This window comes from Veillonella parvula, assembly GCF_945949885.1.
GTDB classification, from domain to species: domain Bacteria; phylum Bacillota; class Negativicutes; order Veillonellales; family Veillonellaceae; genus Veillonella; species Veillonella parvula_B.
Window position 1 is genome coordinate 22,742 of the sequence record NZ_CAMFFZ010000018.1, and the last position, 22,983, is coordinate 45,724.

Annotated in this window: 14 protein-coding genes; all 14 read right to left on the bottom strand. The window is 36.9% G+C overall.

The genetic code is table 11. The features are described from left to right. Positions 1 to 70 precede the first annotated feature (70 nt). The 14 genes from trmFO to Q7O55_RS06605 all read right to left on the bottom strand — a co-directional run bounded on the left by trmFO (position 71) and on the right by Q7O55_RS06605 (position 22,814). Entirely contained in the window at positions 71 to 1,387 is a 1,317-nt protein-coding gene (trmFO, locus tag Q7O55_RS06540) for a methylenetetrahydrofolate--tRNA-(uracil(54)-C(5))-methyltransferase (FADH(2)-oxidizing) TrmFO (protein WP_303929316.1), read from the bottom strand. Beyond that, positions 1,377 to 3,752 (bottom strand): type I DNA topoisomerase, encoded by a 2,376-nt coding sequence (topA, locus tag Q7O55_RS06545; protein WP_303929317.1) that lies wholly within the window; start codon positions 3,750 to 3,752, stop codon positions 1,377 to 1,379. The genes trmFO and topA overlap by 11 nt, the downstream gene beginning before the upstream one ends. Next, on the bottom strand, positions 3,742 to 4,968 hold the full coding sequence (gene dprA / locus Q7O55_RS06550) for a DNA-processing protein DprA (RefSeq protein WP_303929318.1): 1,227 nt from the start codon (positions 4,966 to 4,968) through the stop codon (positions 3,742 to 3,744). Before dprA ends, topA begins: the two co-directional genes overlap by 11 nt. A 104-nt stretch (positions 4,969 to 5,072) precedes the next feature. After that, a complete protein-coding gene (locus tag Q7O55_RS06555) occupies positions 5,073 to 6,779 on the bottom strand; it encodes a YifB family Mg chelatase-like AAA ATPase (RefSeq protein WP_303929319.1) in 1,707 nt (568 codons plus the stop codon). Positions 6,780 to 6,790: 11 nt separating this feature from the next. Continuing rightward, positions 6,791 to 7,189, bottom strand: a complete 399-nt coding sequence (locus Q7O55_RS06560; protein ID WP_295815886.1) for a YraN family protein — start codon at positions 7,187 to 7,189, stop codon at positions 6,791 to 6,793. 194 nt (positions 7,190 to 7,383) lie between these two features. After that, positions 7,384 to 8,181, bottom strand: coding sequence for a ribonuclease HII (locus tag Q7O55_RS06565; RefSeq protein ID WP_303929320.1), 798 nt, complete (start codon positions 8,179 to 8,181; stop codon positions 7,384 to 7,386). Next, the gene (gene ylqF / locus Q7O55_RS06570; RefSeq protein ID WP_303929328.1) at positions 8,174 to 9,079 is read right to left on the bottom strand and encodes a ribosome biogenesis GTPase YlqF; all 906 of its coding nucleotides are present in this window, start codon (positions 9,077 to 9,079) and stop codon (positions 8,174 to 8,176) included. Before ylqF ends, Q7O55_RS06565 begins: the two co-directional genes overlap by 8 nt. A 67-nt stretch (positions 9,080 to 9,146) precedes the next feature. After that, a complete protein-coding gene (rplS, locus tag Q7O55_RS06575) occupies positions 9,147 to 9,488 on the bottom strand; it encodes a 50S ribosomal protein L19 (protein WP_004695921.1) in 342 nt (113 codons plus the stop codon). A gap of 142 nt (positions 9,489 to 9,630) precedes the next feature. Then, positions 9,631 to 10,017, bottom strand: coding sequence for a MarR family winged helix-turn-helix transcriptional regulator (locus Q7O55_RS06580; RefSeq protein WP_004697491.1), 387 nt, complete (start codon positions 10,015 to 10,017; stop codon positions 9,631 to 9,633). A 166-nt stretch (positions 10,018 to 10,183) separates the two neighbouring features. After that, positions 10,184 to 12,235, bottom strand: a complete 2,052-nt coding sequence (gene glyS / locus Q7O55_RS06585; protein ID WP_303929321.1) for a glycine--tRNA ligase subunit beta — start codon at positions 12,233 to 12,235, stop codon at positions 10,184 to 10,186. A gap of 1 nt (position 12,236) precedes the next feature. Further along, positions 12,237 to 13,112, bottom strand: a complete 876-nt coding sequence (gene glyQ, locus Q7O55_RS06590; RefSeq protein ID WP_303929322.1) for a glycine--tRNA ligase subunit alpha — start codon at positions 13,110 to 13,112, stop codon at positions 12,237 to 12,239. Positions 13,113 to 13,467: 355 nt separating this feature from the next. After that, positions 13,468 to 14,049 carry a hypothetical protein gene (locus tag Q7O55_RS06595; RefSeq protein ID WP_303929323.1) on the bottom strand — a complete coding sequence of 194 codons (582 nt, stop codon included), beginning with the start codon at positions 14,047 to 14,049 and terminating at the stop codon, positions 13,468 to 13,470. A gap of 23 nt (positions 14,050 to 14,072) precedes the next feature. Beyond that, positions 14,073 to 20,912: a hemagglutinin repeat-containing protein gene (locus Q7O55_RS06600; protein ID WP_303929324.1), complete on the bottom strand. Its 6,840-nt coding sequence runs from the start codon at positions 20,910 to 20,912 to the stop codon at positions 14,073 to 14,075. Positions 20,913 to 20,948: 36 nt separating this feature from the next. Further along, positions 20,949 to 22,814, bottom strand: a complete 1,866-nt coding sequence (locus Q7O55_RS06605) for a ShlB/FhaC/HecB family hemolysin secretion/activation protein (RefSeq protein ID WP_369691713.1) — start codon at positions 22,812 to 22,814, stop codon at positions 20,949 to 20,951. Between the last annotated feature and the right edge of the window lie 169 nt (positions 22,815 to 22,983).

Consider the following 22,983-nt stretch of genomic DNA (forward strand, 5'->3'; position numbering starts at 1 on the left):
ACTAACTAATGTAGTAAATAGCAAATTATTTAATCACTAAATTTTTAAGATTATACTTAAATACAATTTCTTACAAACTTTCTTTTGCTTTTAAAGCATCTAAATCTTCTAATGCACGATTTGCAATCAGTGCATTTTTCTCTTTCTTCTTACGTACTTTTTGAGGCCAGGACTCCATGATACCAAAGTTGACGTTCATTGGTTGGAAATTTGAACCTTCGTAGTTAGAAATATAGTGGCTAAGGGAGCCGATAGCCGTCGTCTTAGGGAATTCAATAAATGATTGTTTCTCTAAGTAACGGGCTACTTGTAGGCCTACCATTAGACCACTAGCAGCAGATTCCAAATAACCTTCAACGCCAGTCATTTGACCAGCAAAGAATAGACGCGGTTCCTTTTTAAGCTGGAATGCATGATTCAATAACTCAGGAGAATTGATATACGTATTGCGATGCATAACACCATAACGAATGAAATCGGCCTTTTCAAGGCCTGGAATCATACCGAATACACGCTTTTGCTCGCCCCATTTTAAATGAGTTTGAAAGCCTACCAAATTAAACATGGTACCTTCTTTATTCTCCTTACGCAATTGCACAACTGCATAAGATTCCTCATTGGTGCGTTTATCCACTAAGCCCACAGGCTTTAAGGGACCATAACGCAATGTATCTTCCCCACGGCTCGCCATAATTTCTACGGGCATACAGCCTTCAAAGTAAATTTCCTTTTCAAAATCTTTTGGTTGTACGGCTTCAGCCGTTGTAAGCTCATGCCAGAACGATTTATATTCTTCTTCGGTCATAGGACAGTTAAGATAATCCGCATCGCCCTTATCATAACGTGAGGCAGCAAAAACTTTATCATAGTTTAAGGATTCAGCCGTTACAATAGGTGCAGCAGCATCGTAGAAGTAAAAGCCTGTTTCACCTGTTAAGGCTTTAATCTTATCACCTAATGCTTCAGATGTAAGCGGACCAGATGCAAAAATAACAGTTCCTTCTGTAGGAATTTCAGTGACCTCTTCTAGATGAACTGTAATATTAGGATGACCTTTTACTTTTTCCGTCACCATTTCACTAAATAAATGACGATCAACGGCTAAAGCACCACCTGCAGGAACAGCAGTTGAATCGGCACATTCCATAATGATGGAACCGAGACGACGCATTTCTTCTTTCAAAAGACCTACCGCATTTTCAATATTACCAGCACGCAACGAGTTACTACATACGAGCTCTGCAAATTGATCTGTTTGATGCGCAGGAGAACTCTTAACAGGACGCATTTCATATAAGTCTACATGAATGCCTCGGTTAGCGAGTTGCCAAGCTGCTTCGGATCCTGCAAAGCCTGCACCAATAACGATAACATTTTTATGATTCAATTGTAGTTTCCTCTTTTTTAGATTTGCTAGACTTTTTAGATTCTTTTACAGTTTCTTCACTAGCTTCGCTCTTTTTCTTTCTTGTTTTCTTTGGTGGCCTAGTAGGACAAGTTTCATTGGAACAGAACTTTTTAACTGTACCATTTTTATATGTCTTTTCAACCATTATAGAACCACATGTTTCACAGAAATCATGAGTTGGCTTATCCCATAATGTAAAGTCGCATTGTGGGTATCGATTACAGCCATAGAAAATACGTCCACGACGAGACTTGCGTTCTACGATTTCCCCTTCTTTACATTTAGGACAAGCTACACCAGTCCCTACTGTAATAGGTTTTGTATTTTTACATTCCGGGAAATTAGAACATGCTAAAAACTTACCATAGCGACCAAATTTATATACCATTGGACTATTGCAAAGTTCACAGATTTCATCACTTTCCATAGATGCAATTTCAATGCGGTCTACATCACTTGCATCTTCTAGCTCTTGCGCAAAGACCTCGTAGAAATCAGATAATACTTTTACATATGTATCCTTACCAGATGCGATAGCATCTAGTTCTTCTTCTAGATCACGAGTAAAGCCAGTATTGATGATTTTTTCAAAGTATGCAATCAAGAAGTCTACCACCACAAAGCCTAGCTCTGTAGGCACGAATTGTTTATTCGTATTCTCTACATAGTTACGGCTTACGATAGTATCTAGAATTGGTGCGTATGTACTAGGACGACCAATACCAAGTTCTTCTAATGTTTTGATGAGACTCGCCTCGGAGTAACGTGGGGGTGGTTGCGTAAAATGTTGTTCTGGCAACACCTCTACCGTATGGGCAACATCATTCTTTTTTAAAGCAGGTAATTGAGGTACGTCCTCTTTTTTTGCATCTTCATAAACGGCACTGAAACCTGGGAAGATAACACGAGAGCCAGTCGCTTTAAATGTGTAGTCATCTTTAACATTCAACTCAATCGTTGTGGACTCATTTTGTTGAGGCGCCATTTGGCTTGCCATAAAGCGATTCCAAATCAATGTATATAGCTTAAGTTCATCACGACTCAAGAATGGTTCCACCATTTTAGGCGTTAACTCGAGAGATGTAGGACGAATCGCTTCATGCGCATCTTGTGCAGAACCCTTAGAGCCGTACACATTTGGCTTAGATGGATAATAGTCTTCCCCATAATTGCGAAGAATAAAGTCCTTAGCCATGGCTTGCATCTCTTTAGAGATACGAGTAGAGTCTGTACGCATGTACGTAATCAAACCTACGTGGCCATAGGAGCCAATTTCTAAACCTTCGTATAAATGTTGAGCAATCATCATCGTACGCTTAGCACCAAAGTTCAATTTACGCACACCATCTTGTTGCAAGGTAGATGTTGTAAATGGAGGTGCCGCTTTACGAGAACGCTTGCGCTTTTCAATATTAGTCACTACTGCATCTTCATTGCCAATAGCATCAACTACGGCTTGTGCATCACTTTCAGTAGTAATATCGATTTTTTCACCTTTAATATGGGTTAATTCCGCTGTGAAAGCCTCTTTTTTAGGCGTTTCAAAATTGCCTTCAATAGTCCAATATTCTTGTGGCACGAAAGCTTGGATTTCTCGCTCTCTTTCACAGATAAGTCGAACTGCAACGGATTGCACACGACCTGCACTGAGGCCTTTACAAACCTTTTTCCATAATAAAGGACTCAATTTATAGCCTACGATACGGTCTAATACACGGCGTGCTTGTTGGGCATCTACCATGTTCATATCGATAGTACGTGGAGATTCTAAAGCCTCTGCTACCGCATTTTTAGTAATCTCATTGAACGTAATACGGCATGTAGACTCAGGATCCACATTAAGAATGTACGCTAAATGCCAAGAAATAGCTTCCCCTTCGCGGTCAGGGTCAGTTGCGAGCAATACGGCACTGCTTTCATCGGCATAAGAAACTAATTCATCAATAACTTTTTTACGTGTTACCAAATTACTATAGCGCGGCGTGAAATCATGCTCTATATCGATGCCCATTTGAGATTTAGGCAAATCTCGTAAATGTCCCATACTCGCTTTTACAACATAATTGGGACCTAAGAATTTTTCAATTGTTTTAGATTTAGCAGGAGACTCTACGATTACCAATACTTTACCATCCGGATTATATACGCGAGGTTCGCGTTGCTCCGGTGGCACTGAAGTTTGTAATACAGATTTATCTCGTACAATCCCCATTGGAGTAAGGGCTTCCTTAGCTACCTTACGCTTTATCGTAGTACTTTCTTTCTTAGTATTTTTCTTTTTTGTGTCTTTACTAGTACTAGCTGCTTTCGGCTCGCCAATAACGATAGATCGTTTAATGGACAAGTATATCACTCCTAGTCATATTAATATAGCCTCTCGGCGGATGATTCTCTATAGCCCCTTCCATTTCTAACTCTAGTAATAAGGGCTGTAGTTGTTGTAATGGAATACGAGTCGCTTTCAAAATATCACCAACCGTAATACATCGATCATGAGGTATTTCACTCAGTATTACACTCCTATCCACATTAAAGCTTAACATAGAGCACCCTTTTCTATCAACACTTTGACTATGATTCCCTATTTGAACACTATCTTTTACACCTTTATTTTCATTATTCTTTGTTGGTAAAAGTTTCTGTTCACTAGAAAAATAGTCCCGCAATGTTAAATGATATTGTTCAACTATATCCTCATACCCAGTAAGTACATATGCACCATTTCTCATTAGAAATTTATTTCCATCTGCCGTATGGTCTAATAAATTACAAGGAACTACAAAAACATCTCGACCTTCACTAACCGCCATATCTGCCGTAATCAAAGAACCACTACTGGACTTGGCCTCTACTACAATAACACCTCTGCATAATCCACTAATGATACGGTTCCGTGCAGGAAAATGTTTTGCGGACGGCGGTGTACCTGGCGGGTATTCAGATAGGAGTAACCCATTATTTTGTAATATACGATCAAATAGTTTTGCATTTTCTCTAGGATAGGTGATATCTAAACCACATCCCATAACAACGATTCCGTACCCCTGACTAGTTAAAAGGCCTTCATGACCATGTGAGTCTATACCACGAGCCCCACCGCTGACAATAATGGTGCTATATTTACCTAATTCCTTGCCGAGCATTCTCGCCACATTCCGACCATATAAGGAGCAACTCCGTGCCCCAACTATAGCAATACGATTTAATCGTCCATCTAAGAGTGCTCTATTACCTCTCATAAACAAAATAGCTGGCGGATTATATATATGATTTAAAACAGATGGAAAGTCTTTGTCTAAAAAGGTAGTAAAATCCATCTTATATTCGTCTATTTTATGAATTATATAATCTAACTTTTCATCCTTAGCCGATGATGCTATAGCACGTTTATCAGCTGTAGAAATATGTGTATAGGGTTTTAAATTTTCAACCTTCTTAACGGCTTGCCAAGCATCATAGGACGACCCAAAATCCTCAATAAAACGTCGTACATGTGTGGCTCCAACATTGTATAGACTTTGCAAGCCTGCAATATAAATATTGTCATCGTATCTAGTCATATAAACACCTGATAATTCTTTCTATGTATATAAGCCATAATTTTATATAAAACTAAACAACTACTTTTTCAAATAAGAAACAAATAATTTATAAAACACTTACTTTATTTGCCAGTTCTAAATAACATTGCTTCAGAAATATGATGTGGTTCTACTTTTGGATTTTCTTCTAAATCAGCAATTGTACGAGCCACCTTTAATATGCGATCAAAAGCTCGTCCACTTAAATGAAAATGGTCAAATATATTTCCTAAAACACTCCAAGCCTTATCTGTAATATTGCATAGTTCACTAATTGCCTTATGAGGAACTGCTCCATTCGAATTAAAATCAAAACCTTCAAATCGTTTCTGTTGCATAGCAGTAGCCATGATGACTTGTTGTCTCATACTTTCACTCGTCATATTTGAAGATGATGTATCTAACAGCTGTTCAAGGGTCGGTCTCTCAACGGGAATATGTAAATCAATACGATCCATAATCGGCCCTGATAACCGTTGCTGGTAGTTTTTAACCATCGTTTCTGTACAGACACATTCCTTATGGGGATCATGGTAATAACCACAAGGACAAGGATTTGCCGCAAGAATACAAATAAAATTAGCTGGATATATATAATTTCCTTGAGATCGATTTATAGTAATAGTTCTAGACTCTAGTGGCTGTCGTAATGCATCGATTACTTGGCGTTGAAACTCAGGTGCCTCATCCATGAACAATACGCCTCCATGAGCTAGTGTTACCTCTCCAGGGCGCCCCTGTATCCCTCCACCGACCATACTAGCCAAAGTTGCCGTATGATGAGGATGTCTAAAAGGCCTAGATGTAACTAGCCCATTATCACCGAGTAAACCTATTACATCTTGTATGCGACTCACTTCTACGATTTCATTCCAAGTCATAGAAGGCAATATGGTCGGCAATCGTTCGGCCATCATCGTTTTACCCCCACCTGGAGGTCCTATCATAATACAATGATGATGACCTGCAGCACTGATGAGCATGGCTCGTTTTCCTAACTCTTGACCTTGTACATCGCCAAAGTCAACTGTATATGTTTGATTAGATTTTATAGTTCTACTTTCATCCGTAACAGACGTATCAACACAACTATTACTAATTGTGCTTACGTGCTGTTTACTGATTGTATATAGATTTTCATTGGTTTCAGTTAATGGCATAGATTCTAGAGACTCTAGAATTGATTCATTTATATTATGATTATCTACATGTTCTGTTTTGATACTTATTTGTTTATTTTTATCAACTGCCTTTAGCTTAACTTGCTCCTCTAGAATAGTAATAATTTCTTGTAGTGAAGATCCACCATATATAATTAAACTAGGAATAGCCTGCAACACTTTACCATTTTCAATACTCGTATAAATTTTTGAATAGTTAGCATCTAATCCTGCTAGCGACATCGCTAAAGTCCCAAAGGTTGGTAATAGCGAACCATCTAACGCTAATTCTCCCATAAACAGACTCTTATCAAATAAAGCCGAAATTTTAGCTTTACGCCCCTTTATCTGCCCTGATGCAAGTAGAACCCCTAAAGCAATCGCTAAGTCGAGTCCAGCGCTACTTTTACGAATTGTGGCAGGTGCTAAATTGACTACGATACGTCTCATTGGGAATTCGTAGCCACTATTTTTAATGGCCGCTCGCACTCGTTCACGTGCCTCTTTAACCGATTGATTCGGTAGACCAACGATATCAAAAACCGGCAACCCTTGCGATATATCAACCTCTACAGTAATGATACATCCATCAATGCCGTGTAAGGTGGCTCCATATAGTTTTGCATACATAAGAAACCTCACTAAAAACACTGCGGCAAATAATGAATAGAACTTTGAAAGTCCTCATGTAAATACACCTCTATAACATCAAAGGATATTTCCTTCCAACGCCGCTTTTTTTGATTAAGATCATATAGAAACAACATTGCGGCTCTTTTAATATGCTTTTGTTTTTTCTTAGTGACTGCCTCACGTGCTAAACCATGTTGCATGCCTCGGCGAGCTTTAATTTCAATAAAATGATATACTAAATCCCGTTTAGCAATGATGTCAATTTCTCCTAACCGCGTTCGATAATTTGTATCTACTACTGTAAGTCCTAGTTTTTCAATATAATTGGTGGCTACCCGTTCACCCCATTTGCCCAATTCTTTTGAATCTAGCTCATTAAATGCTTTCCCAGTACTGATTGTTTTCATATATACCTCCTAATAAGGTGTATCTGTGACAATAACTCATAGAATTTTAATATCTACACTATATTAATCTTTCAACAGGTAATACTTACTTGTAGAGTAAAATACGTAAGATGTAAAAGTAAATACAAAAAAGGTTCCTAATAGTCACATAGGTGACCAATAGGAACCTCTTTACGGTTATGAACTATATGCAATTACTCAGGCTTAACCCAACGCACGATAGATTTAATAGGCTCAAAGCTCTTACGATGAAGCGGTGTTACCCCTTGTTGCTCCACAGCTTCTTTATGGAGTTCAGTATAGTACCCCTTATGAATACCAAAACCATAACCAGGGTATTCCTCATCGAGCTGTTTCATATAGCGATCTCGCGTAACTTTTGCAATGATGGATGCAGCTGCAATATTCGCACTTTTGCTATCACCCTTAACAATAGATTCTACAGGAATCGTTAAGTCTGGCAACTTCATGGCATCGGCTACTACTGCTTCAGCAGGTACACTTAAAGTACGAATAGCCTCATACATAGCTTGTCGTGTTGCTTCGTAGATATTAAGTTCATCAATTTTCTCTGGTCCGTAGGAGATACAGCTCACGGCTACAGCTTCGTCCATGATGATATCGTACAAAGCTTCACGCTTTTCTTCTGTTAGCTTTTTAGAGTCATTCAAACCTGGAATTAATGTCATAGGCGGTAAGATAACAGCCGCTACTGTTACAGGACCTGCAATAGGACCGCGCCCCACTTCATCTACACCAGCCACATGATACATACCTTGATCGTAGAACATGCCTTCATAGTCATACATGCCCATAAGGCGTTGCTGCTCTTTTAACTCTTTTTCTTGGCGCTTAATATAAGAAGCAGCTAACTTTTGTACAGAACTGCGATCATCCTCTTGAGCAAAAGACAAAATCTCTAAGGCTTGTTCAGTATCAAATAGAGCTTTAATTTCCGCTACTTTTAACTTAGAAAATACATCCTTATCCATTATGACGCTCCTCACCATCTTCAGGATAATATGGCTCTTCGTCTACCTTATCCAAGGTAATTGTACCTAATTTAGTATTGCGGTAATCTTGCAAGATAATGCGACGTGCTTTATCAAAGTCTACTATGCCACCACTAACAAGACAGCCTCGACGACGACCGATACTTTCAAGAATTGTATCCACATCTGTCATTTCTTCTTCTTTTAATTTATAACGTTCCACCAAAATATTTGGTGTATTCGTCAATAAATGATTTAATAACTGTTTCATTACATGCTCTAAATCGTAAACATCATCAGAAACAGCCCCCGTCATAGCGAGACGAGCCGCCGCGCGTTGGTCCTCTAATTTAGGCCATAATACACCTGGTGTATCCAGTAATTCAAGGTTTTTGCCGATTTTAACCCATTGTTGACCACGGGTATGACCAGCTTTATTAGCTGTACGCGTTGCAGCGGAGCCAGCTAAGGAGTTAATCAACGTAGATTTACCAACGTTAGGAATCCCTAAGATGATGGTACGTACAGAACGACTGCGAATACCTTTAGCTACCCAACGGTCTATGATAGGCTTGCTTAAACGCTCTACCGTAGATATTAACTTCTTATTACCCTTACCAGACTTAGAATCAATAGCCAATACAGTGATACCTTGTTTAGTAAAAAATTCAGTCCATTCCTTTGTGGCTTTAGGATCTGCTAAATCTACTTTATTTAACAGTATGATATGAGGTTTCTGACCAATGAGTTCAGTGATTACAGGGTTCGCACTAGAATGTGGAATACGGGCATCTAATAACTCGATAACTACGTCTACCTTTTTTATATACTCCATAATCATACGAGTAGCTTTCGCCATATGCCCGGGGAACCAATGTACGATAGGTGAATCTGCCATAGTATTTCCTTTCATATCTAAATTTTAGCAAAAATAAAAGGCTGCCAACGGCAGCCTTTTATGAACATTAGCGTTTTTCGCGAATACGAGCAGCTTTACCAGTAAGGTTACGTAAGTAGTACAATTTAGCACGACGAACAACACCACGGCGCATAACTTCGATTTTAGCTAAACGTGGGCTATGAAGTGGGAATGTACGTTCTACACCTACACCGGATGCAATACGACGAACTGTAAAAGTTTCGCGTACGCCACCGTTTTGACGTTTAATTACCAAACCTTCGAACACTTGGATACGTTCACGAGTACCTTCCACTACTTTTACGTGTACACGAACTGTGTCACCAGCACGGAATGTAGGGATGTCTGTACGAAGTTGTTCTTGTTCAAGTACGTTAATAATGTTCATTGTTTCCTCCTGTTTGCAGACATTCAATACCTACACCTTATAGGCAGCGGACTGTCTCAAATTAACAGCAATATAGTATCATAAATCACGTACTGTTAGCAAGTATTTTCTATATTATTTTAATAATCCAAATATTTACGTATTATTTACGTATAATTGGTCGTTTTAACTTACCTAATAAGCGGTATAAATTCTCCTGATCTTCATCCGATAAATCAGAGAACATTACATTAAGAAATTCGTTATATGTATGTAAAAGAGATTTGCCTAACCGTTTCCCTTCATCTGTTAAAGTAACTACAGATATACGTTTGTCCATATAATCAATATGTTTTGTAACATATCCCAATTCAATGAGAATGTCTGTCTGCTCCGACACAGTAGCAGGACGCATATTTAGAGCATCTACTAACTGCTTTTGTGATGCTCCTTGAGAACGCATATATAATTCAATAATAATTCTATCACGAGACTTTTCTTTGCCGCTTGGCACCTTACATAAGGCTTTATATAATTCATCATGATTCATAATCATCTATCTCCTCATACAACTTTGTATATTATAAAGTATTCGCTATAGTCTCTAAAAATCCTGCATAAAATTTGCATATTCTTCGTAAAAGCAAAAAAGAGGTACGCATGGTACCTCTTCTCTTGTATATCATTGTAAAAATTTAAACTTTTACTATAATATATTATTTTAATGCGCTAATATCGCCAATAATAGCCATTACACTGTATGCTAAACGAACGAGTTGTAAACGGTTAGCTTTAATAGCTTCATCTTTATCCATAACCATTACATCTTCAAAGAATTTGTTGATGGCTGGAACTAAAGTAGCTGGAACTGCCACGACTGCATCATAATCGCCAGCTTCCCAAGCAGCACTACTTGTTTCAGATGCTTTAGAAGCAGCTTCAAACAATTCTTTTTCAGCATCTTCTTTCAACAAATCGCTATTAACACCAGTATATTCCACATCTTTTACAAGATTGTACATACGAGTATAAGCTTGAACAAGTTCAACGTTTTCATCAATGCGGTTAGCTAACAATGCATTTACAAGACCTTCAGCATCAGCAACGGATAATTCATTGTTGGACAACAACAAGTCGATTACATGATGAGGAACTTCGCGATCAAGGAAGATATTTTTCAAACGAAGCGTAAAGAACGCTTCTACTTGGCCCAGCAATTCGTCTTGTTTTTCAGCTGGTACATTAAGCAATTCCATAGATGCTTTGAAGATTGGACGCAGGCTGATATTCCATTCGCTACCAAGCAAGATGTTCAAGATACCAATTGTTTGACGACGCAATGCATATGGATCTTGAGATCCTGTAGGTATTAAGCCACGGCTGAAAGTAGCTACAATATTATCTACTTTATCGATTATGGACAATACTTTACCTGCTTCTGTTTGAGGCAATACATCGCCTGCAAAGCGTGGTAAATATTGTTCAAAAATAGCTTCTGCTACCTCAGGAGATTCACCATCAAGTAAAGCGTACTCTTTCCCCATTACACCTTGTAATTCAGTGAACTCTGTAACCATACCTGTAGTAAGGTCAGTTTTAGCAAGCTCTGTAGTGCGTTCCAATACAACAGCTGCATCTTCGTGCAAGCCACATTCTTCGCCAAACACACGGCCTAATTTAAGCAAGCGTTCAGTTTTATCTGCTAAGTTGCCAAGACCTTCTTGGAATACGATTTTTGTTAAACCATCTTGGCGGTCGATAAGAGGTTTCTTGCGGTCTTCGTTAAAGAAGAATTTAGCATCATCTAGACGAGCACGCAATACGCGTTCATTACCAGCTTGAACTACCTCGATGGAATGGTCAGAACCATTGCGCACTGTTAAGAACATTGGCAATAATTTACCGTCTTGACCAACCAATGGGAAGTAACGTTGATGGTCTTTCATTGGTGTAATGATAGCTGCATCAGGAAGTGCCAAGTAAGACTCTTCAAAGCCACCGCACAATGCTGTAGGCCATTCAACAAGATAGTTGATTTCTTCTAACAAATCATCATCCCAAACAATGGATGCATTTTTAGAAGCTGCCATATCATGTAATTGTTTGGAAATCAATTCACGACGAGCATCTTGATCGACCATAACAAAGTTTTCTTTTAATGTTTCTACATAAGATGCTGCATTCTTAATAGTGATTTCATCAGCACCTAAGAAACGATGACCACGAGATACATTAACAGATTGAACCGTAGCAAACTCTACAGGAATTACCTCTTCATCAAGTAATGCTACTAGCCAACGTACTGGACGTACGAACTTAGCATCTAAGTTGCCCCAATGCATGGATTTAGGAAAGTTAAGGCCTGTAATCAATTGTGGTAACAATTCTGTAACGATATCTTTTGCAGGTACGCCTGCAGTTTTAGTTTCAGCGTAAATATAGCCGTCTTCTACAACGAGATCAGCTACATCTAGACCTTTACCACGAGCAAAGCCGATAGCCGCTTTTGTAGCATTGCCGTCTGCATCGTATGCGATGGACGCAGAAGGACCTTTATGACGTTCACTAATTTCAGCAGATGTGTCAGCAAGACCTTTCACGATAAGAGCCAAACGACGTGGTGTGCCGTATGTTGCGATGCTTTCAAAAGGAAGATGGGCATCATTTAATTTTGTTTCAGCCAATTGTTTCAATTGACCTAAGATATTTGGCATAAAGCCGGCAGGAATTTCTTCTGCACCGATTTCAAATAATAAATCTTTTGCCATCTTATTTATCTCCTTTCAAAAGTGGGAAACCTAATTCTTCGCGTTTAGCAAGGTATTGTTGTGCACAAATACGAGCTAATGCACGTACGCGTCCGATGAAAGCTGTACGTTCGCTGATAGAAATAGCACCACGGGAATCAAGCAAGTTAAATGTGTGGGAACATTTCAATACATAGTCGTAAGCAGGTAATACATAGCCGGCTTCGCAAACGCGTTTTGCTTCTGCTTCGTACATATCAAACAATTTGAAAAGCATATCTGTATCTGCTAATTCAAAGTTATATACGGATTGTTCAACTTCGTTAGTATGCCAAACGTCACCATATGTAACATTTTCATTCCATTTAAGATCATATACATTTTCTACACCTTGAATGTACATAGCCAAACGTTCTAAACCGTATGTAATTTCAACGGAAACTGGTTTACAGTCGATGGAACCAACTTGTTGGAAATATGTGAATTGAGTTACTTCCATACCATCGAGCCATACTTCCCAGCCAAGGCCCCAAGCGCCCAATGTTGGAGATTCCCAGTTATCCTCTACGAAGCGGATATCATGATCTTCAGCGTGAATGCCTAATGCAGCCAAAGATTGTAAGTACAATTCTTGGATGTTATCTGGAGATGGTTTCACGATAACTTGGAATTGATGATGTTGGAACAGACGGTTAGGGTTATCACCATAACGACCGTCGGCTGGACGACGAGAAGGCTCTACATAACATACAGCCCATGGTTCAGGACCAATAGCATGCAAGAATGTAGCAGGATTCATTGTGCCTGCACCCTTTTCGATATCGTATGGATTTTGAACGATACAACCTTGATCGCTCCAGAATTTTTGTAGATTTAAAATAATCTCTTGAAATGTCATTGCTGCCTCCACTTTACACAACCGACATAAAATCAACCATTTCGTTACAAACAAAAAAGTCCCTGTAACGAAAAACGTTACAGGGACGAGTATACCCGCGGTTCCACCCTATTTGGCTTGCGCCCTCTTTTTTCTATGTTGGCCTTTACTAACAGATACCTGCGTTCCTGCCAATGCTCTACAGCGCCTTCAACCAAATGTGAGCTTACACCATCCTCACTCGCTAGAGAGGTTTACTACTCTGCTTCATCGCATATATTATACATAACATTGTAGCAATACAGGTAGATGAATGTCAAATTAAATATATTGTTAACTCATTGGTTCTATTAACATCTATAAGTTACTAAATATATTAATTATTTAATCTATCGCTAATAGGTATTTCTTTTCTGTAAAAATACCTAAAATCAGGAGATTTACCAATCCAAAAATTACTAACTCTATCACGAAGATTATAATTATTTTCAGCGGTAATATTTCTACTATCAATCCAACTTATTGTATCTGGGATGGAATCCCACAAAATAAGATAATAAATAGCATCTAAAATAATAAACTTCAAAGCTATATCTACACAAATAATATCATTACCCCACCACGACGAAAATTCATCATTTACAATCTCAATGTCATTTATAACACCGCTTATATTTAATGAATACAATGAAAATTTACTCATTAAATTGTTATCACTTAAACCGTCACATATCTCAAAATCCAAATTAGGATAATCATCTAAATCGGGGCCCTCAATTGATTTATTTGTAAATTTAATAATCTGATTATCAAATTGTAGGTATACACAGCCATCCGATATAAATTCTATCTCACGTTCATTAAACGAATTATTTCGAAGTACAAATACATTATTTATATTTTTACCTATACAATTATATATATATTTTAAATATTCAGTATTAATCAAACTCTTCATAATGTTATAGCTCCTATATAAAATTATTCAGGAAAATGAATTTTTTGTCTTGGACCAGCTTCTGATGCAGAAATATCTACTGCAGCATCTCCCGATTTTGACTTAGGTCGAAATTGTATTATTCGACCATCAGGCATCTCCTTCATTATGTTATCCGGATTATTAGTCGGCTTAATTTTACCACCCTTACTAATAGTTTCAAAAAATCTTCTAGCTTCTTGTTCCCCTCCAGGAATCTCACGAACAAAAGACTTGCCACTTCCTTTACTAGATGTTCCATAATACCCATTTTCTGTTTTAGGATATTCTCGTACATATCTAACAGTATTTCCTGAGTTTTGTCTAGAGTTTCCAGATTTAATATCTTTAGCCAATACACCTCGTCCTAGTGAATTTCCTGAGTTAATTATCATACCATTTTCACCGGCATAATTTAAATCTGCTTCAAATTCAACCATACTGGTTAAACGTATTAATTCTTTATCACCATCAGGAAATATCGGAAATCCTCCACTACTAAATGTTCTTGTATCTCGATCAAACTCTATAGCTAAACCAGCTTTAGCATTATAATTTCCTTTATATTCACCAGTTAACACTTTACGACCATCGGCAAGCACATTAAAAAATTGCCCATCAGTATCTTGATAACCTTGCCACACTATTCTATTTCTAGAGCTTTCAGATGGATTAGGATTATACCAAGGTGTTCCATCCTCATCCAAAGTATAAAAAGTAGAACCATCATCTCCCAAAACCGTAGGATATCCTTGTGACTCAAGAACTTTACCTCTATAAGTTCCATTGGGTACACGATTACCATTTAAAAGCTGGTCATAATATTGTCCATCTTCTTTCTGCCATCCACTATTATGTTCAATAATCATATATCCCTTGGCTTCATAATCCTTAAGATACTTCTCATTACTCACAAATTCATTATAATACTCATCTGATAAAGCACTATAATAGTCAATATTAGCTTGATTATCCCCCATCATATAAGCAAATAAATTATTAACAAACTTTTCATATGATTCGGTTGTATAATATGGTTGATCTAAATGAATTCCTCCGTCTGTAGGATGTACCTCATTATCTGCAGTAAAATAATATTCATGATAATCTCTCTCATATCGCATTAATGCATAATAATAAGCAGCTTTTTTTCTAAGTTGATGTAATTTTTCAGGCTCAGATAAATTATCGACATTCGCAATTAAAATTGCAAAATCATTGTTGAGATTTTGCCTATCCTTATGCTCCAACCAATTATTCTCTCTTGCAATTGAAGAAACTGCTGCTCCAGCATCATTTCCAACTGCCTTACCTATTACTAAACTAAATATCTTCCCTAAATCTTTATTCTTTGTATTATTTAAAAGGATATTAGCACTTGCAGCATTAAAACCATCAAAACCTCCATTACCAGATGCCTTTGAAATAAAAGCACCAAACCCCGAATGTAAAAGCAATCTATAAATGCCATTTTCATTCCATTTATTATATTCTTTTAAAAGGCTTTCTGCTTTAGCTTTATCATTTTTTCGTTTTGCATCTATAATTTGATTCAATAATTGTGTCTGCTGGTGTGTTGAAATATCACCAATTAATTTATATCCATGATTTGAAATTTTTGTTAATAGAATTTGTTTTTCTTCTACTGATTTCTTATCAAAAATTGGTGCTAATTTATTAAGTGCTTGTTCTGTATCATGATTAATCTTTTCTAAAGATTCTTTCTCTGCAATTTCAATGATACCTTCACTGATAGCAGAATGAGTAGTTGATTTAGAATTACCTTTTACAGGAATCCCCATTTTAGGGCTGCCGGTAATACCTATTGGATTATTTTTAGAGCGTTTAGTCGTAGATAAACTATATCCAGAGGTCTTAGCGGAATAGGATGCTTCATTTTGAATATCATTCATTGTTAAAGAGTTAGAAGATAATTTATTCTTGGATTTATCAGTACTACCTTTGATTATACCACCTGTAATTGTAGTTGCATTATTTACCTGTACATTATATCCACCATCACCTGCATATATGCCAGCCTGCTCTGTAACACTTGCATAGTGACTGTCTGTAGTACCTCTCGAATTATCAAATCCAACTCTCGCAGGTCCACTCATACCATAGGATACAGATATACCTTTATTTTTACTTATTTTATGGTAGTCATTCGTATCTTGTAAACTTTCAATTTTCAAATCATGTCCAACTTTTGTGGTCACACTGTTACCGATGACCTTAGAGCCTATAATTTCTGTATCATTTCCAGAGACAGTATTAACTTGGTTACCACGAATAACGGTTCCAGTATGTGTCTTAGTTGTCTCTAATGCATTTTCTTTACCTTTATACACATTAGCATCTAAACCAATAACACCATTACCATGAGGACTAACTGTAGCACCAACAGACCATCCAGAACTTGTATATGTATCACGTTGTACCGAAGAGTTTGTTCCTGCATCTAAACTTAGGTTATTTGTTGCATTTAAATTAACCTCTGGAGCCTCTATAACACTACCTGTAATCTGAATATTGCCTTTATCACTATTGTCACTATCTGCAGTAATGTTTACTTTATTTTTGCTACCTATAGAACTACCTATATAATTCTCTTGCTTAAGTTCACTAAGCTGTTTAAATTTGCTCGAACCAATACCAACTTGTATATTGAGTAAACGATCTTTTTTAGCTCTATTATTTACATTATTAATTGCAGTTCTTACATCTGGATGCATAGCATTTTTCTCGTCAGGATGTTCTGCCTGATATGCTTTATTGAGTTCATCCGCCTTAGCAAGTATATCTTTTTCTTTTTCTACAAGTTTTTCTATCTTAGCATTTTTATAAGAAGTCCCATCATTATAAGCATGTTTTAAAGAATTGGCAGCTTCAAGATACTCTAATGTAGATAAGTTGCTATTTTTTCTAGAGTTAGCACGTTTCCCCAGTTGCTGAGCATTATTTAATTCATTAACAATCTGACCACCAACACTTACAGTAAGACCAGAACGCTTCTCCTCATGACTTTGAACTACATGTGCAGTATTATGCTTTCCATCAACAGTTACATCTTTAGCAGATAAGTCTGCAGGTTGATTGCTAAAATAGTTTGTCGTAGTACTATGAATGGCATTACCAGCCTTAACATTAATCTCACCATCTGAGGAAGCAATGTTACTTGAAACTTGATTTATATACCTTCCATCTGTTGTATCAGTCACTTTTTTACTACCAATAGTAAATCCTATACCAGCGCCCATTAAGCCAGATTTTTTACTATATTGATATACATCATCACGTTGAGTTTCTTCACCTGAATCTGTACGCACGTCATTACCTGCAGATACTGATACATCTTTTGTTCCTAAAATATTGGAACCTGTTACCGAAACATTACGATTAGCTTTCACATTAATCGTATCGCCACCAATTGTAGAAGATAACACACCTGTATGTTCGTGATCTGTACGTACGATATTAGTTGTGCGAGATAGTAAACTCTTTTCTTTGTATTTTAGACCATATTCATCACGGCTATAACTTTTCCCATTAGTGATAGTAACATCATTTCCTGCTTCAACAGATGTGACACCATGTTCACTATTAACAATACCATTACGAATATTTACATCATTTCCTGCTCGTAAAGTAACATTGCTATCACTTAAAATAGCAGTACCTAATTCTGTACGGCGGTCAGTACGATTATAATTATCACTATTAACAGTCATATCCTTTTTAGCAGATAATGCCTCAGTTGTTAAATTAATATTCTGACCAGCCTCAATCGTTGTTTTAGAATTTTCTCCAGCATGAACAATAGCACTTTTAAGATTAACATCTCGTTTAGCAGATAAAACTAAATCGCCTTTTTCTCCTACACCTATAGTACCTTGGCGACCGATAATATCATAGTGTTCTAATTTATCTACATGGGTACCTACATTTATATCACGCCCTGCATTAATAATAACCTGTTTATCACCATGAATATTGCCTGTGTTTATTACATCTTGAGATGCCTTAATAGTCACTTTACGTCCATCTATATGGCCTGTATTTTGTACATCATGAGCTCCTAATACAATTGTATCTGCAGCCATAATGCCTTGATTTAAAATATCTGTATTAGTATTGCTAACAATGGCTTTACCACTTATGATTCCACCCATTGCATCAACAGATTTTGCAGGTTGTTTCGCTAAATATACTTTAGGGTATAGAACTTGTTGAGCTTTTCCATCTACTACAACTGTTTTAGTTTCTAACCATACCATATCAGTTGTTATAGATTCCATTTGTTCTTTTGATAAAGCAATTCCTGGAGCTAATTTAAAAGCTTTACCAAAGGCTATACCGGCCTCTAATAACGCTTTATATTCAGCCTCATTATCTGTATATCCTTCTAAGTATTGTTTGCCCGTAACTGATACAATTTGCTCATTAATAAGTTGTTGCTCATAGAATCCATCACCTAAACGTTTTAATCTTCGTTCTGGATCATTTGCTAAGGCATCAATCATATATTGAGAAGATAGAAAATTCTTTCTATTGGTAAAAGCAGAATCAGTCTCTATCAAAGCATTAGCTGTAATATCTGGATGAATTTGATATAGTGCCTCTGTTGGTAAGGATAAACCATCTATAGTATGACTTTCTTTACCCTTGCCACCACCTAAACCATAAGGATCTAAACTATCATTAACCTTTGCAATAGTAGCTTTAGACAATGTATCTTCAGCATGCTCTTGAACTGTACCAATTGGCTTTACATTTGCTTCATTAGTAGTTGGAGTCATATAGACTTCTTGATCCCAAACTCTGCGACGTTTATGTCTTATACCATGACTTTTCCGTTTTCTTATTGTTTTACTCTCTTGGGTGGTTCCAGTAATAAAGCTTTTATCACTGATCGAATCAGATATATTTTCTATTCGGCCCTTAGTTTGAACCGTCCCCCCAGAAATCACTTTACTATTATCATTATGGAGAATACCTGTTGTTACAACATCACCGCCACTACTTATAACACCAGGGTCATCATTAGTAACCTCTTTATGGGTATGTTCTGTTTCAGTTCGAATAATCGTAAATTTATGTACACGATTTTCATCCTTATCCATCTCTTTGTTATAGGCTTCATCTTCAGCAGTCTTAACAGGTTTTACATGAGGTGTTCCATAACCACTGGAATCATCAGCATAAGGGAATTCTGACTTATCAAAGACTTGGCCTTCTAACTTATGGTGTGGGTCAGTAACTTTTAACTTATCAGGATTTTTAGTAATACCATCTGAAACACGCTTTACACCTAATGCAACATTTTTATTATTTACTACAGGTGTATCTAGTTCAATATCCTTAACGGCTTTAATAGTCGCTCCCGTATTATGTATACCTTGTTTAGCAGTAAGGTCCATAGTGCCACCACTATAGATGAAACCTTTACCTGTATTATTTATTGTGTCTGTATGAATATCAACGTGATTACGACCTGCAATGACACCAGACTTATGCGTATCTAATTCTTTTTTAATAGCAGTAACATTCTCCTGTGCTTCATCATAAGTCTTTGTTAACTCTTTAATACGTTGACGATGTGCTTCTAACTCTGTTTTAGTTTTATATTTTGTGATATCAGCATTCCATTCAGCATCAAGCTCATTTTTAGCCTTTTCTAAATCCTTACCAGCTTTATGGTAGCGTTCTTCTATTTCAGAATTTGTATGGTTTATAACTGTATTTGCATCAATAGCTACAGTATCACCATAAATGCGTCCACCTTCATGATTATCTACGGATTTAGCTTTTATAGCAGTAGTTTTTCCAGAGTTAATAAGCCCACTATTATTGACTCTTTCTTTACTATTTATCTTCGTAGATACATCACCTTGAACCACACCATTATTATGAATGGCAATGCTTTGACCAGCTAACGTAGTGTTGCCATTACTCGTAACACCACCATCAACTATAATTTGACCATCACTAGTAATACTAGAGGCTTGTGTAGAACTTACTACACCTTTAACATTTACACCAAGGCCAGTATTGGTACCTTTCATGGTAATAGAATTAGCATACATACCACCAATAGCAGAAACATCTAAACCAACATTGCTAGAATCACCTATTTTTTGCGTGTCTAATGTATTAGCATCTATTGTATTTTTGCCAGTACGGGTTTCAATTGTATTAGCCCACACTCCGGCATTTACATTTGTCGCTTCTGTTAAAATTTGTAGCGAGTTAGCATCTTTGGCATTTAGACCGTTTCTGTTAATAGCAACAGTTCCTCGCTCTACACGATATGAGTTTAGATTTCCTGCTGAGTCATATTCAGGTTTACCTGTAGTTAATACTGCTCGATCTGTATTGATAAATCCACCACCATCTACAGTAATACCATTTGGATTGGCTACCACTACTGAAGCTTTACGACCTGCTACCTCAATAAATCCTTTCATCTCAGTTGGATTATGTGATGTAACCTCATTAACAATAACATTCGCAGAACCGCGCATCATATTAGCGTTACCAGGTACATATCCTCCTAATTTTGTATTAGCCATTTGGTAGGAATTATTAAGTATTACACCATTTTGCGGTACATTAAAGTTAGTATAATCATTTCTAGATACTCCACCAGCAGAAGGTCCTGCAACATTTACTAATGTAACGCCATTAGCAGCTTGTCCAACCGTGGCTTGTCTTTCATGTGGCGCATTTCGATCTACCTCTATAGGATTTTCTGCATATACAAACGGTACGACTAAAGGATCAACGATCATTAAACCCATAGTAAGCCATACTGCTATTTTATATTGTAATCGTTTTTCTTTCATAATTACTCTCTCTATTAATACATATACTCAAACTATTTAGAATCGAATACCAGCTTGGAACCCTGTAGTTACAGAGTCTGTTCTATAACCACTTGGTTTATATAATGGGACACCAACAAATACATCATAGAACAATCCAGATTTAAACTGCCCTTTCATCCCTAAACTAGTACCAGCGATAAATTTACCTATTAATACATCTGTACTTGGACCATATACAGCGCCAAAATCTACATTAGCATAAATACTTGATCGCCATTTAGGAATATAGCTAGCGACTTCATTACGCATATACCAACCGCTTTCAGCCATTAATGTATTCTCACCATCAAACCCTTGTACTGTATATCGATTGCCAAGGCTAATCATATCTCTAGAGAATAAACGTTTATCCCCTAATGTCCATTGTCCATGGAATGATGTAGTAATACTTGCTGGTCTATGCCCCCATGTCCGAGGTATTTGATAATCCACATCTAATAATAGTTGTGTAAATCGAGTACTTGGTGATCCATTACCATATTCAGGTTGTGAACCAAACCAACCAACACCTTGTTTAATAGCCGCTCTAGAATATAAGGTATTTTGTTTGATATATCTTCGTTCTGATATACCAAGTTCTACAGAGGCTGTATTTGCACGTTGTACAGCAACCTCTACATCATTTATATAATTTTTGGCATTACGTTTGCTAATAACAATATCCCAGCTACGTTTAGTCGTTCGATCTCGATGGAACACATGATTCCAAGAACCTCTAACTGTCTTAGCATGGCTAGAACTAATAAACGGAGTAGCCATAGAATTAATCGTTTGGTGATATTTCATATCACTATAGGAGATACTAAAGGTATCCTTTCCTCTAGGAATGGAATACGAAATACTATGATTTCTGGTACCTTTATGCTCACCGTCTTGAACTGCATCTCGATTAACACTTAAGTTCAAGGAATCATTAGCATTAAAGACTCGATCAATACCAACTGCTGCAGTCCACTGTAGCTTTCCCGTTTCTTTTAGTCCAGAATCATCTATAGATACCATGCCATGAATAGGTGGTTTTTTAGTAGTTTCAAGTACAATATTGGTAGCCAATGGTTTTGAACCAGGTTCAAGCTCAACAGACACATTTTGAGAGCCTAGACGCTTCATTTGCTCTATACCTTGTTCTATATTACGAATATTTAAGATATCCCCTTCACGAATAGGAAATGCATTTTCCCATGGCAATGGTTGTACATACGTTTTATATAGTACAGACTCTACTCGACCTAGTTGTAAATTGAATTGTAAATTACCTGAAGCCAAAGATTGAGGTGGAATACCAATTCTAGAAGTAACATAACCATGCTCAATAAGTGCATTATTTAATCTAGTAGATAATTTATTTACATCTTCAACTGTAAGTTTACGATTCATAAATGGTTTAATTGTTTTTCGTAGAAATGTAAACTCGTTAGGCACATCTAATTGTATCTTCTTTTTTTGTGTTTCATAATATAATGGACCTTTAATTAATCGTACACTTGCTGCAGAACTATTATCCACAAATATCGTCTGATCCATAGTAGTATCCATCATATTACTATATGTTAATTCTGCAGACTGACTAATAGGTTCTTCAACAACACGGATGTGAGATACAAAAAAAGATGGCTCTACATGTACTAGCTGTTGTGCCGGTACTGTATAACCATCTTGTGATGTTAAAGAACCAGATGGAAAATCTATTCCACCTGTTTGTACTGTAATTCGTCCCTCTCCAAGCCGCGCCTCTCTCGCTAGTTGTTGTTCTCTCGCTCTATCTAGTTGTTCTTGAGTATCAATAGGTTTAGCACCCAAAATATGTATTGGTACCATACACACTAAACTTAGACAGAATAATAACTCTCTCTTTTTCATATTTCTCCTTTTGTAATAAAATATAAGCCTATTTTTATATATTATTATGTTTTTATTTTAATAGTCAATAGAGAGTTTAAACTGTAAAACCACCTACTAAAGATAATCAATTCATGATCTGCACCCATTTTCTTGGACAGATATAATTAAGCTACTTTTTGGGAATGAG